The organism is Streptomyces sp. NPDC055287 (assembly GCF_053646035.1).
The window spans coordinates 59,125-71,965 of record NZ_JBSHNE010000005.1 but is presented as its reverse complement, the minus strand read 5'-3'; the positions used below and the strand labels follow the sequence as shown (position 1 = coordinate 71,965).

Sequence of the window (12,841 nt, the reverse complement as noted above, 5' to 3'; positions counted from 1 at the left end):
GGACGCCCGCCGGGTAGCGGACTCCCTTACGTTCGGCAGCAGGAAGACGAAAGGGACAAAATGAAGCGCCGGAACCGAACCAGGGCTCCGCTGACCGCGCTGCTGACGGCCGCCGCACTCCTGGCGACGGGCTGCGCCACCACGACCACCCCGCACGCCGCACGCGCCGCCGCCACCCCGGGCGTCCCCGGCGCCCCGGGCGTCCCCGCGCACGAGCCGTCCGGGGGCAAGGCCGACAAGGCCGGCAAGGCCGCGCCCGGGCCGTGGAGCCCGCCCCGGCCCCTCCTCGACCTCCCGGGCATCGGCCCGAAGACCCTCCTCGACCTCCCGGGCATCGGGCCCAGGACCCTCGCCGGACTCCCGGGCCTCGGCCCCAGGACCCTCGCCGGGGTTCCGCGGAACACCCGCCAGGCCCTCGTCGTCACCGGCGAGGGCCGTGACAAGAACCGGGGCACAGCGGTCCTCCACGAGCGCGAACGACCCGGCGCCGCCTGGCGGCCGGGCCCCCGCTGGCCCACGCGCAACGCGGTGCGCGGCTGGACGGACAAGCACGTCCAGGGGGACCTGCGCTCCCCGGTCGGCGTCTTCACCCTCACCGACGCGGGCGGCCTGCTGCCCGATCCGGGCACGAAGCTGACGTACGACATGAGCCCGGCCTTCACCGCCCAGGGCACGGGCGCCCAGGGCGAGCCGCTCGAGGGCTCCTTCGACTACGTGATCGCCATCAACTTCAACCGGGAGCCCGGCACCACGCCCCTGGACTGGACCCGCCCGCTGGGCGAGGACAGGGGCGGCGGAATCTGGCTGCACGTCGACCACGACGGGCCGACGCAGGGCTGCGTCTCGTTCACCCGCCCGGTCATGAAGCGCCTGCTGCGCACGCTGGACCCGGCGAAGTCCCCGGTGGTGGTGATGGGCGACAAGGCCTCCCTGCGGAGGTGAGGGCGGGCCTCCAGCGGCCCGCCCCGCCGACCGGCGTCCGGGGCGTCGTCCTACGCGCCGACCGTCTCCTCGGAGCCGTTCGCGCCGGACTCCGCGTCCTCGAAGGCGTCCGTCTCGTGGGACCCGGGCCCGCGCTGGCTCGGAATGCCCGCGGCGAGGTGGGTCGTCATGAGCGCGCGGCGGCTGTCGGCCTCGGCGCACAGGGCGAGGGCGGCCGCGTTGAAACGGACCAGGGAGGGCGGGTCGGAGGGGCCGAGGAGGTGCGCCTTCAGCTCCGCGCGGGCCGCCTTGTAGAGGTCCTTCTCCGGGTGACGCACGGACTCCAGGAGCTCCGGGACGCCGGACGCGTCCGGGGCCAGTACGGCGGCGGCGCGCACGGTCGGGAAACCGGCCCGGAACTCTTCCTCGGTCATGCCGCTGGTGTTGGCCACGGCGTACGGCTTCTCGCTGTGCAGGTAGTCCGAGACGACGCTCGACACATCGCTGATCAGCAGGTGCGACTGGTTGAAGCAGCTGTAGATGCCCAGCCGCGGGGTGACGACGATCTGGTGCTCCCACCCGGGGAACGAGGCCCAGTAGGCCTCCTCCCAGGCATCCGTGGCCGCCGCGACGAGCGCCGCGCGGTCGTCCTCGGGCGTGCCCTGGATCATCATCCGCTCCAGCTCGTCCGCGCCGGTCCGGAAGTCGCTGCTGGTGAGCCGGTCGAGCTCGGCCTTGCGGCGGGCGAGCTCGGCCACGGCCTCCAGGCCCGGGCGGGGGCCGGTGCGCCTGGCGGCGGCCTCGGTGATCATGGCCCGGATGCGCCGGTCCGCCGCGCCGGCCTCGGGGTCGACGGAGCCGGTCATCGGGTGCGGCTTGTAGAGCAGCCGTACGCCCTCGTCCTCCAGGAGCGTGCGGACGATGTTCTCGCCTGCCAGGACGACCGAGGTGTTGCCCGGGTTGCCGTCCCAGCCCTCCCAGGTGGGGGCGTACAGCACCGTCGTGTACGTGCCTTCGGGGGCGCCGGTCCAGGGCTGGATCGGGGCCAGCTGCGGGCGGCCCACCTCCACGACGTCCTTGTCGTCGACGCCTATCTCGGCCTGCCGGTAGCGCTCGCGGGCCGCCGGGCCCGCCACCCAGACCTCGTCGTACGCCTTGGCGTACGGGTTGCAGCTGGACAGCTTGTCGCTCTCGCCGTGGTTGGTGAAGGCGTGCTTGATCGAGGGGATGCGCAGCACCTGCGAGGTCTTACCGGAGTTCGCCGGGTGCAGCATCATCTTCAGCGTCGAGCTCTCCAGGGCGAACATGTGCGCGACCCGCGGGATGCAGATGATGGGCACGTCGGTGGCCTGGATCTTCTGCACCATGAAGCGCTCGCGCAGGACGATCAGCGGCTTGCCGTCCAGCGCGGAGAGCGTGGAGAGCCACATGTTCGCCTGGTACGCCGACGAGGTGCCGCCGGAGAAGTACATCGCCACGGTCGGCCGGTACTCGGCCAGCCAGGTGTCCAGCCACTCCAGGGTCTGTTCCTTGCTCGCCGGGCGCTTCCCCGGCAGCAGCCACGTGGCCAGGTGGACGGTCCCGGCCGCCATCAGCACGAGGGTGATGCCGAGGCCGACAGCGCCGCCGTACATGTCCCCGGTCACGGCGGTGACGAGCAGGCCCGTCGTGGCGGGCACGGAGAACGTCAGCAGCCGGTGGCCCGGGCGGCGGGCCAGGATGCGCGGCGGAGCGGCGCACAGGCGCAGCGCCGAGGCGTCGATGTTGCGGGTGACGACCGGCAGGGTGCGGCTGCGCCGGACCATCACCGCGAGCCCCTGGCAGACGAAGTGCAGCGCGTAGACGCCGAGCAGCGCGACGGTCAGCGGGGCCTGCTCGTGCAGCGGCTGGATCTCGTCTATGCGCAACAGGCCGAGGAGTATCAGCATGTCGCGCAGCAGCTGCCGGACGGTGACGTCGAATCGGACTCTGCTCAGCATCGACAGCAGTACGGGCTGCCTGTGCCGCAGGTACAGATCGAGCGCGAGGCCCGCGGCGGCGGCGGCGACGAAGACCGGCACGTGGGCCAGCAGGGCGCCGACGAGCTGAGCGGTGAACGCGGCGAACATCGCGAGCAGCGCGGCAAGCTGCTTGATGCGGCGGGGGGTGAGTCCGGCGGAGGGCACGGTGACTGAACTCCTGGCGGGGAGGGGCGATCGGCTGGGGCAGCCGTCCTGGGGGCGCCGGTCTTCGCGCGCGTATGGGGGTGAGCGGCGGCGAAGGAGGGTCGGCGGCTGACGGTATGACGTACACGGCCGTCGTAGCAATGCGGGGTGACAACAATCACCGCAGATGCGGCATATGACCGGGACAACGGGGCGTCTTACCGGCGCACGGGCGGACAGCGCGCCGGGGCCGGTCCGGGAAGGCTCTCCCCGGACCGGCCCCGGTGGGCGGTCGCTGGTGTTCCGGTTACGCCTTCTTCGGGTCCTCCAGGCGGGGGAAGAGCACCGCGCCCTTCGTCACCGTCGCACCGGCCGGCAGCTGGCCCCACCGGGCCGCCTCCTGGAGCGGCTGGTCGGCCAGGGCGCCCAGCGGCGCCTCCGCGCCCAGGGAGTCCCACAGCTTCTGCGAGGTCTCCGGCATGACCGGGTTCAGCAGGACGGCCATCGCGCGCAGGGACTCGGCGGCCGTGTAGAGGATCGTCGCGAGGCGGGCCTGGCCCTCCGGCGACTCGTCCTTCGCGACCTTCCAGGGCTCCTGCTCCGTGATGTAGCCGTTGACCTGCTTCACGAAGTCGAAGACCGCCAGGATGCCGCCCTGGAAGTCCAGCTCCTCGCCGATCTTGCGGTCGGCCTCCGCGAGCGCCTTCGCGAGACCGGCCTGGACGGCCGTCTCGGCGTCACCGGCCGCCGTCGCCTCCGGCAGCGTGCCGCCGAAGTACTTGCCGACCATCGCAGCCACGCGCGAGGCGAGGTTGCCGAAGTCGTTCGCGAGCTCGCTCGTGTAGCGGGCGGAGAAGTCCTCCCACGAGAAGGAGCCGTCCTGTCCGAAGGCGATGGCCCGCAGGAAGTACCAGCGGTAGGCGTCCACGCCGAAGTGCGAGGTCAGATCCTGCGGCTTGATGCCCGTCAGGTTCGACTTCGACATCTTCTCGCCGCCGACCATCAGCCAGCCGTTCGCGGCGACCCGGCCGGGGACCGGCAGGCCCTGCGCCATCAGCATCGCGGGCCAGATGATCGCGTGGAAGCGCAGGATGTCCTTGCCGACCAAGTGGACATTGGCCGGGAACGTCGCGTCGAATTTTGCCTGGTCGGCGCCGTAGCCGACCGCGGTGGCGTAGTTGAGGAGTGCGTCGACCCACACGTAGATGACGTGCTTCTCGTCCCACGGGACCGGGATGCCCCAGTCGAACGTGGAGCGCGAGATCGAGAGGTCCTGGAGGCCCTGCCGCACGAAGTTCAGCACCTCGTTGCGGGCCGACTCCGGCTGGATGAAGCCCGGGTTCGCCTCGTAGAACTCCAGCAGCTTCGGGCCGTACTCGCTCAGCTTGAAGAAGTAGTTCTCCTCCTTGAGGATCTCCACCGGCTTCTTGTGGACGGGGCACAGCTTCGTGCCGTCCTCGGCCTCGATGAGATCGCCGGGGAGCTTGTACTCCTCGCAGCCCACGCAGTACGGGCCTTCGTAGCCGCCCTTGTAGATCTCGCCCTTGTCGTACAGGTCCTGCACGAACTCCTGCACACGGTCCGTGTGCCGCTTCTCCGTCGTACGGATGAAGTCGTCGTTTCCGATGTTCAGGTGCTCCCAGAGGGGCTTCCAGGCCTCCTCCACGAGCTTGTCGCACCACTCCTGGGGCGAGACCCCGTTCGCCTCGGCAGTGCGCATGATCTTCTGACCGTGCTCGTCCGTGCCGGTGAGGTACCACACCTTCTCGCCGCGCTGACGGTGCCAGCGCGTGAGCACGTCCCCTGCGACGGTCGTGTAGGCGTGGCCCAGGTGAGGAGCGTCGTTGACGTAGTAAATGGGGGTCGATACGTAAAAGGCCTTCACGCCTTCGCTCGTCCCCTGCTTCTCGGATCCAGTGGCCGCCATGGGCGAAATCCTAACGGCCCACAGGTGATCCGCTCACCCGCATAAATCCCGGCCGGGCCCGGACGGGCGGCTCCCGGTGAAACGACGACGGCGGTGCCCGGCCGCAGGGCCGGGCACCGCCGTCGTCGTGAAGCCGCCGGGTCAGGCCTTCAGGCCCTCGAGGCCGGTGACCAGCTGTGCGTACAGCTCGGCATCGGCGACCTCGCGCGGGGCGGGGCCGGCGTGGAAGAACGCGGCGTTCGGGACGTCGAGCTTCCGGAGGAAGTCGAAGCCCTTGGCGTCGTGCTCGCCGAACGCGACGAACTGCCAGAACAGCGGCTTGTCGGCGGCGTCGGCCAGGGCCTGCTTCGCCGGGCCCTTGGCGTCCGGCGGGCCGTCCGTCTGGAACACGACCAGGGCGGGGCGGTCGCTGCCGGACTTCTCGTGGTGCGCGACGACCTCCTCGACGGCGCGGTGGTAGCTCGTACGCCCCATGTGCCCGATGGCGGTGTGCGCCTCGTCCACGCGCCCGTCGTACGCGTCGAGGCCGACGTCGACCGTGCCGTCGATGTCGGTCGAGAAGAAGACGACGTGTACGCCGGCCTTCTCGTCGAGGTGCGCGGCGAGGGCGAGCGTCCGGTCGGCGAGGTGCTGGGCACTGCCGTCCTTGTAGAACGGCCGCATGGACCCCGACCGGTCGAGGACGAGGTAGACGTCCGCCCGCGCCCCGTCCAGCTCCTTGGCGCCGAGGGCGGCCCCGGCGGCCTCGTAGTGCGCGACGAGCGCGGGGGCGCGCGACGCGATGTGCGAGAGCGGAAGTGCGGACCCGCCGGCAGCGACACCGTCTGCGGCGACCGGCTCGGGCCGGGCGTCGTCGGCCTCGGGCTGCGAGGCCGGGGTGGCCTCGGACTCGCGCTCGGGTTCGGTGACGGGCTCGGCCTTCGCTGCGGGCTGGGCCTCGGGCTCGGCCTCCGGCTCGGCCCGCGTGTCAGGCTCGTCGACCGGCTCGGTTTCCGACGCGACGGTCTCCGGCTCGGCCGTGACCGTCCCGGGCTCGGCCGTGACCGTCTCCGGCTCGGCGTCGGCCTCGGGCTTCGCTTCACCCGCCGTGGCCGGGGGCTCGACGTCGTCCGCTTCGGCGGCGTCGGCGGTGACCGGCTCGCGCGTGGCCTCCGGCTCCGTACCGGCCGAGGGCTCGGCGGCCGTCTCCGGTGCGGCGACGGTGGCCTCGGGCTCGGCGGCCGGGTCGGCCTCGGCCTGCGCCTCCGCCTCGGCGGTCACGGGCTCCGGCTCGGCCTCGGTCGTGTCAGGGGCGGCCTCGGTGGCGGGCTCCGCCTCGGCGGCCGGTGCGGCCTCCGGGGCGGGCTCGGTCTCCGGGGCGGCCTCGGCGGTCGCGGACGACTCCGCGGCCGGCTCGGCGTCGGCGGCCGGGACAGACTCCGCGACCGGCTTGGCGGACTCCGGCGTGGACTGGGACGGGACCGGGGCCGAGGGCCTCGCGGTGGCCGGCGTGGACTGGGCCGGGACGTTGGGTCCGGGCGAGGGGGTCTTCGTACGGGACGAGGACGAGGGCGAGGCGGTGGCCGGCGCCGGCTTGTCGAAGGCCGCCGCCACCAGGTCCGATGCAATACCCGGCGTCGACTTCCGGGCCGGCTTCTCCGTCGCCGGAGTCTCGTCCTCATTGGCCGGGGCCTGGTCGGGGGCCGGTACCGACGCCACCGTCTCCCTGGTCTCGGCGGTCGCGGATTCCGGTTCCGGCGCGGTGGCCGTCTCCGGCTTACGTTCGGCCTGGGACGGAACGGAAGCTGCCGCCGAGGTCTCCCGTGCCGGCGGCTGCTCGTTGCTCTCCGCTCGATCGCGTCCGAACACCTTGCGCAGCAAGCTCCGAATGCCCATGGGCGAGGCCTTTCGCATGAGTTGGGTGCGATGCACGCCCGCACCCGGCGGATGATCCCTGGCCAGGGCGGACACGTAAGGTTAGCGGCCCCGCCCGCCGATCTTCGGGAGGGTCAGCCGTGCCGTTCCAGTTACGGGCGCGCGCGGCTCGCGGCGGCGAACACCGATGACGAACGCGCCCCCTCCGGGCGCCCCGGGGCGCAGACGCCTGACGCGCAGTTCCGTACCGCTGAAGCGCCTGCGCGCCGATGACGAAACATCCGCGACGAGTCGCCGGCCGTCAACCCAACTTCCGCACGGCCGTTCCGCATTCACCTCACGTTCACCCGACAGCCGCCGGAGCGCGGGCGTACGCCCCTAACGTCACCGCCGGAGACATTCCGACACGATGTCGGCGCGGGGCGCGCCGAACCACTTCCCGTACATCCCATATGGAGGGGTCCGTGCGCAATCTGCTGCCGCTGCTCAACTCGCCTCACTCGGGTGGGCGCTCCGCGCTGACCTGTCGCTACCGCTGCGGAGACGCCTGCTTCCAGGAGGTCCCGAACACCAGCGACAACGAATATGCCGGTGACGTCATAGCCGGCGCTCTGTCGAGACGATCGATGATGCGCGCCGCCGCGGTGGTGACCGTCGCCGCCGCCGCGGGGGCATCGGCCCTCGCCGGCCCCGGCGCCCCGCAGGCCGTCGCCGCCGGCAACGCCCGCGGGCCCCGGGCCGGCAAGGCGGACGGCGCTCGCGGCCTGCGCTTCGCGTCCGTCGCGCCGAACACCACCGACGCCGTCACCGTTCCCGACGGCTACGCCCAGAACGTCGTCATCCGCTGGGGCGAGCCCATCCTGCGTGGCGCCCCCGCCTTCGACCCGGACAAGCAGTCCGCCAAGGCGCAGGCCGGCCAGTTCGGCTACAACAACGACTTCCTCTCCCTGCTCCCGCTGCCGGGCGAGCACGGCCGCCAGGTACTCGTCGCCAACCACGAGTACACGGACGAGATCCTGATGTTCAAGGGGTACGACCCGGCCAAGCCCACCCGCGAGCAGGTCGAGACCGCCTGGGCCGCGCACGGCCTGTCCGTCGTCGTCGTCCAGGAGGAGCGCAAGTCCGGCAAGCTCACGCCGGTCACCCGCCACCACCTGAACCGCCGCCTCCACACGACCTCCGAGTTCAGGCTGACGGGTCCGGCCGCCGGCAGTGACCTCCTGAAGACGTCCGCCGACCCGACCGGCACGAAGGTCCTCGGCACGCTCAACAACTGCGCCGGCGGCACCACCCCGTGGGGCACGACCCTCCACGGCGAGGAGAACTTCAACCAGTACTTCGCCAACGGCTCCAGCGCCACCGACAAGCGCTACGGCATCTCCACCGGTGCCACCGAGCGCAAGTGGGAGCTCTTCGACAAGCGCTTCGACGTCAAGCAGGAGCCGAACGAGCCGCACCGACAGGGCTGGGTCGTCGAGCTCGACCCGTACGACCCCGACTCGACGCCCCGCAAGCACACCGCGCTCGGCCGCTTCAAGCACGAGGCCGCGCAGCCCCGGCTGACCGCCGACGGCCGCCCGGTCGTCTACATGGGCGACGACGAGCGGTTCGACTACTTCTACAAGTTCGTCTCCTCGAAGCGGATGAAGAAGGGCACCTCGCGCGCGGCCCGCGAGCACAACCTCACCCTCCTCGACGAGGGCACGCTGTACGTCGCCAAGCTCACCGGCGACAGCCCGGCCGCCGAGATCGACGGCACGGGCAAGCTGCCCGACGACGGCGAGTTCGACGGCAGCGGCCAGTGGATCCCGCTCGCCACCGGCGACGTCTCCCACGTGCCCGGCATGACCGCCGAAGAGGTGTACGTCTTCACGCGCCTCGCGGGCGACAAGGTCGGCGCGACCAAGATGGACCGTCCCGAGGACGTCGAGCCGAGCCCCCGCACGGGCCGTGTGTACGTCGCGCTGACGAACAACACGGACCGCGGCAAGCCCGGCAAGGCGGGCGCGGACGAGGCCAACCCGCGCAACCTCAACAAGCACGGCCAGGTGCTGGAACTCGCCGAGCACTGGGACGACCCGGCGTCGGACGGCTTCGCCTGGCGGCTGTTCCTGGTCGCGGGCGACCCGGAGGACCCGGCGACGTACTTCGCGGGCTTCCCGAAGGACAAGGTCAGCCCCATCTCCTGCCCGGACAACGTGGCCTTCGACCCGCACGGCAACCTGTGGCTGTCCACGGACGGCAACCAGCTCGGCTCCCACGACGGACTGTTCGGCGTGGCGACGCGCGGTGAGCGGCGCGGTGAGCTGAAGCAGTTCCTGACGGTGCCGAAGGGCGCGGAGACCTGCGGCCCGATCATCCAGGACCGCCGCGTGCTGGTCGCGGTCCAGCACCCGGGGGAGATCGACGGCGCGAGCGTCGAGAAGCCGGCGTCGGTGTGGCCGGACGGACCGGGCAAGATCGTCCGCCCGTCGGTGGTGGCGGTCTACCGCAAGGACGGCCGCGACATCGGCGTGTAGGGGGAAACGCCGGAGGGGCTGGGTGGTTGCCGCGGCGCGGCACCACCCAGCCCCTCCGGCGTTCGAGGACCGGGGCCCCGGCTCGGGAAGGGGCGGGCAGGGCCCGTGCGGCGGCTCGCCCTACCCGCTCTGCCCCCGCCACCTCACGTACTGCTCGCGCGCATCCCCGGTGTACGACCACGGCACCCGTGCAGCGCGGCCCCCCAGCAGGGCGAAAGCCTCCCGCGCGATGTCCGGCAGGTCGGCGTAACAGGACGCGTGGGCCAGGTAGTTCAGCTCGCCCACCTCCTCGGGGCGCACCGGGCCCGGCGGCCGCCCGCCCAGCCACCGCTCCCTCGTCCGGCGTACCTCCGTCACGGCCAGCTCGTGGTGCCAGTGCTGGTCGAAGCCGCGCACCGGCCGGCCCTGGGCGGCGGCCGCGACGTACCGGTACTCCTCCACCCGGGCGATCTGGACCAGCACCGGCAGCGGCGAGCCCTCGGGCGCCGCTCCCGCAGCGTCGCGGGCGAAGTCGTACATCCGGCCGTGCGTGCCGTGCCAGCGCGCCGAGTGGTAGCGCAGCAGCTGCACATGGCCCTCGATGTTGTACGGGTCGCGGCGCCGCAGCTCCTCCCACCATTCGCGCAGCTCCGCCCGGCCGACCCCGTCGCCGTACAGCCGCGCCACCGTCAGCAGCGACACCCAGGGCATCGGGTCGGCGGGCCGTGCGTCGGCCGCGCTCAGGCAGGCCATGACGGCGACGTCGATGCGGGTGCGGTCGACCTCGGTGCCGCGTCCCGCCTCGATGGCCTGGTTGAAGACCCGTACGACCTCGGTGGCGGCACGCAGCACCGCCGCGTCCGGGCTGTCGGGCTCGGCGGCGCGCCATGCCTCGACCACGGAGCTGGCAGCGGCCGCGTGCGACAGGAGGCGCAGCCGGTGCGTGCGCAGGGGCCAGTCGTCGCCGGTCGCGCTGAGCAGGTCGCGTACGCCCTGCCAGCGGCCGATGACGATGTCCTGCCGGGCGGCGGTCAGCGGCCGGTCGCCGGAGTCCGGGTCGAAGTCGGGGGCCGGGCCCTGACCAGGACCGGGACCGGAAGACGAGCGGCGGCGGAGTGCGGCCATCGGGACACCTCCTGCTCAGAAGACGAGACGGTCAGAAACCGGTACGGGCCACAGCCCGGCAGCGCTCAGAAGTCGGTGGGGAGGCCGGCATCGGCGTAATCCCTGCGGTCGGAACCGGAGTTGACGTGCGCCGACTCGATCTCGATGGCGTGCGTGGCGTCGAGTCGCGCGGGGCTGTAGTACGCGCTGCCCCGGCGCCAGTACCAGAGCATGGGGAGCACTCCGACGGCCAGGCCGCCGAGGCCGATGGCGACGGCCGCCGCGCTGAGCCCGGAGAGGGAGGCCGCGAAGACGCAGAACATGAAGAGCGAGCCGAGCAGCGGCCAGGCCCCGCCGAGCACGAAGTCCTTCGCCGAGGTCAGCAGGGTCTTGCGGTATGCGACGACGGCGGCGAGACCCGCGAGCCCGTAGTACAGCGTGGTCTGGAGGCCGATCGCGGCGAGCGCGTCCGACATGATCTCCTCGGTCGAGCCCAGCGCGTTCGAGGCGACGAAGAGGACCAGCGCGACCGTACCCACGACGGCGACGGCGACCCACGGGGTGTTCCAGCGACGGTGCACGAGGCCGAGCGCGGACGGCATCGTACGGTCGCGGCCCATCGCGAAGAGTGAGCGCGTGACCTGGATCAGGGTGGTTTCGAGCGTGGCGATGGTGGAGAGCACCACGGCCAGGACCATGAGCTTGCCGCCGATGCCCGGCCAGATCGCGTCGCCGAGGACCGCGAGCACATTGGTGTCGTGGGCCGAGATCTGTTCGGTCGTCAGGATGACGTTGACGGCGATCGTGAAGACGACGAAGAGAAGAAACACGACGCCCACGCCGACGAGCGAGGCGAGCCCGGCCGTCCGCCGGCTGTTGCGGGTCTCCTCGCTGAGGTTGCTGGTGACGTCCCAGCCCCAGTAGTAGAAGGCGGCGATCAGGGTGCCCGCGGCGAACCCGGTGACGCCGTCGAAGTGGCCGAAGCCGAGCCACGACCATTCGAAGGCGGTCGCCGAACCCCGGTGGAGGAGGGCGCCGACCACGAAGAATACGAGGATCACGAGCTCGACACCGGAGACCAGGAGCTGGGCGCGGGCCGAGAGGCGGGCGCCGCCGAGTACGACGGCGAGCATCAGCAGGAACCAGCCGGCCCCGGCCGTGGTGGCGAGCGCGGTGTTGGACGCGAGGTCGGGATCGAAGAGGGAAAGGGTCATCTGACCTGCGGGAAGCGATCCGGCGACCATGAAGATCGTGGCGGCGACGACGAGCGCCCAGCCGCTGATGAAGCCGAGGAACGGGTGCAGGGTGCGCCCCACCCAGGAATAGGTGGCGCCCGCGTTGACGTCGATCCGGCCGAGGCGGCCGAAGGCCAGGACGATGCCGAGCATGGGTATCGCGCAGTAGAGCAGCGCGGCGGGGCTTGCCAGGCCGACGGTACCGACGAGGACGGCGGTGGTGGCGGCGAGGGAGTAGGCGGGGGCGCTGCCCGCGACGGCCATCACGATCGTTTCGAAGGTGCCGAGGGCGTTGGGCTGGAGCCCTCTGCCGGGGTTGTTGCTCATGCGGTTCTCAACTGCTTCCCGAGGTGTGCCGGGCGCAATTGGAATCGCCTGTTCCCCTTGCGTGGCACGACATTTGGCGACAAGTCAGAGATGAGGCCCCAGTCCGGAGGTGTCGGCTCCGCACGGGAGATCGTGCGCATAGTAGTGCGACCGGCGGGGAGGGCGGGCACGGGACGGCCGACGGTCGTACCCTCGGAGGCATGGCTTCGGACGACGTGACGACCGGGACCGTACGGATCGACGTCTGGATCTGGTCCGTACGGCTCACCAAGACCCGCGCACAGGCCGCGGCCGCCTGCAAGGCGGGCCACGTCCGTGTCGGCGGCGAGCGGGTCAAGCCCGCCCACGCGCTGAAGGCGGGCGACGAGGTGCGGCTGTTCCACGCGGGGCGCGAGCGGATCGTCGTCGTCTCGCGGATCATCCGCAAGCGGGTGGGCGCTCCCGCGGCGGCCGAGTGCTACGCCGACAACAGCCCGCCGCCTCCGCCCCGGGAGTTCGTCGCACCCGTCGCGGTACGGGACCGGGGCGCGGGCCGCCCGACGAAGCGCGACCGGCGCGAGATGGAACGGCTGCAGGGCCTGGCAGAGTGAGGCACATGTCGTCGACCTCTCCGCGCCGTCCGTGCCCTTCGTGCGGCCGGGAGGTCGCCGTTGTCGCGGGCCGGTTCGTCCGCCACGACCCGCGCACGCGGGCCGCGGCCGCCGAGCTGACGCTGTGCGCCGGCTCGAAGCGCGCGGCCCCGCCCGCCGCGTCGCAGCGGACACTCGACGGCTACGAGCTGCCGCCGTTCCCGGGCCAGCTGCCGCTGTTCTGAGGCGGCAGCCGACCAGG

At 72.1% G+C, this 12,841-nt stretch carries 9 protein-coding genes; 4 read left to right on the top strand and 5 right to left on the bottom strand.

The window, feature by feature from the left end:
• The first annotated feature begins 60 nt into the window (after window positions 1-60).
• Entirely contained in the window at window positions 61-942 is an 882-nt protein-coding gene (locus ACWIHY_RS10310) for a hypothetical protein (protein WP_454375210.1), read from the top strand.
• A 50-nt stretch (window positions 943-992) separates the two neighbouring features.
• On the opposite strand, the gene ACWIHY_RS10305 is transcribed toward ACWIHY_RS10310, so the two are convergent.
• The 3 genes from ACWIHY_RS10305 to ACWIHY_RS10295 all read right to left on the bottom strand — a co-directional run bounded on the left by ACWIHY_RS10305 (window position 993) and on the right by ACWIHY_RS10295 (window position 6,867).
• Window positions 993-3,086, bottom strand: a complete 2,094-nt coding sequence (locus tag ACWIHY_RS10305) for a hypothetical protein (RefSeq protein ID WP_454375209.1) — start codon at window positions 3,084-3,086, stop codon at window positions 993-995.
• Window positions 3,087-3,372: 286 nt separating this feature from the next.
• Complete coding sequence (gene metG, locus ACWIHY_RS10300; protein ID WP_454375208.1) at window positions 3,373-4,992, bottom strand: methionine--tRNA ligase; 1,620 nt, start codon at window positions 4,990-4,992, stop codon at window positions 3,373-3,375.
• A gap of 141 nt (window positions 4,993-5,133) precedes the next feature.
• Window positions 5,134-6,867, bottom strand: coding sequence for a VWA domain-containing protein (locus tag ACWIHY_RS10295; protein WP_454375207.1), 1,734 nt, complete (start codon window positions 6,865-6,867; stop codon window positions 5,134-5,136).
• Window positions 6,868-7,310: 443 nt separating this feature from the next.
• Here ACWIHY_RS10295 and ACWIHY_RS10290 point away from each other — a divergent pair, with 443 nt between their 5' ends.
• Window positions 7,311-9,365, top strand: a complete 2,055-nt coding sequence (locus ACWIHY_RS10290; protein WP_454375206.1) for a PhoX family protein — start codon at window positions 7,311-7,313, stop codon at window positions 9,363-9,365.
• 120 nt (window positions 9,366-9,485) lie between these two features.
• On the opposite strand, the gene ACWIHY_RS10285 is transcribed toward ACWIHY_RS10290, so the two are convergent.
• Complete coding sequence (locus ACWIHY_RS10285) at window positions 9,486-10,469, bottom strand: hypothetical protein (RefSeq protein ID WP_454375205.1); 984 nt, start codon at window positions 10,467-10,469, stop codon at window positions 9,486-9,488.
• 65 nt (window positions 10,470-10,534) lie between these two features.
• Window positions 10,535-12,010, bottom strand: a complete 1,476-nt coding sequence (locus ACWIHY_RS10280; RefSeq protein ID WP_454375204.1) for an APC family permease — start codon at window positions 12,008-12,010, stop codon at window positions 10,535-10,537.
• Between the two features lie 200 nt (window positions 12,011-12,210).
• Between ACWIHY_RS10280 and ACWIHY_RS10275 the strand changes: the two genes are divergently transcribed.
• Together ACWIHY_RS10275 and ACWIHY_RS10270 are read left to right on the top strand one after the other, a co-directional pair.
• Complete coding sequence (locus tag ACWIHY_RS10275; protein WP_454375203.1) at window positions 12,211-12,600, top strand: RNA-binding S4 domain-containing protein; 390 nt, start codon at window positions 12,211-12,213, stop codon at window positions 12,598-12,600.
• 5 nt (window positions 12,601-12,605) lie between these two features.
• A complete protein-coding gene (locus ACWIHY_RS10270; protein ID WP_454375202.1) occupies window positions 12,606-12,824 on the top strand; it encodes a hypothetical protein in 219 nt (72 codons plus the stop codon).
• Window positions 12,825-12,841: the final 17 nt, after the last annotated feature.

Coding starts and splice junctions, on each gene's coding strand:
- ACWIHY_RS10310 (WP_454375210.1), top strand. CDS start 61: ATGAAGCGCCGGAACCGAACCAGGGCTCCGCTGACCGCGCTGCTGACG.
- metG (WP_454375208.1), bottom strand. CDS start 4,992: ATGGCGGCCACTGGATCCGAGAAGCAGGGGACGAGCGAAGGCGTGAAG.
- ACWIHY_RS10295 (WP_454375207.1), bottom strand. CDS start 6,867: ATGGGCATTCGGAGCTTGCTGCGCAAGGTGTTCGGACGCGATCGAGCG.
- ACWIHY_RS10285 (WP_454375205.1), bottom strand. CDS start 10,469: ATGGCCGCACTCCGCCGCCGCTCGTCTTCCGGTCCCGGTCCTGGTCAG.
- ACWIHY_RS10280 (WP_454375204.1), bottom strand. CDS start 12,010: ATGAGCAACAACCCCGGCAGAGGGCTCCAGCCCAACGCCCTCGGCACC.
- ACWIHY_RS10275 (WP_454375203.1), top strand. CDS start 12,211: ATGGCTTCGGACGACGTGACGACCGGGACCGTACGGATCGACGTCTGG.
- ACWIHY_RS10270 (WP_454375202.1), top strand. CDS start 12,606: ATGTCGTCGACCTCTCCGCGCCGTCCGTGCCCTTCGTGCGGCCGGGAG.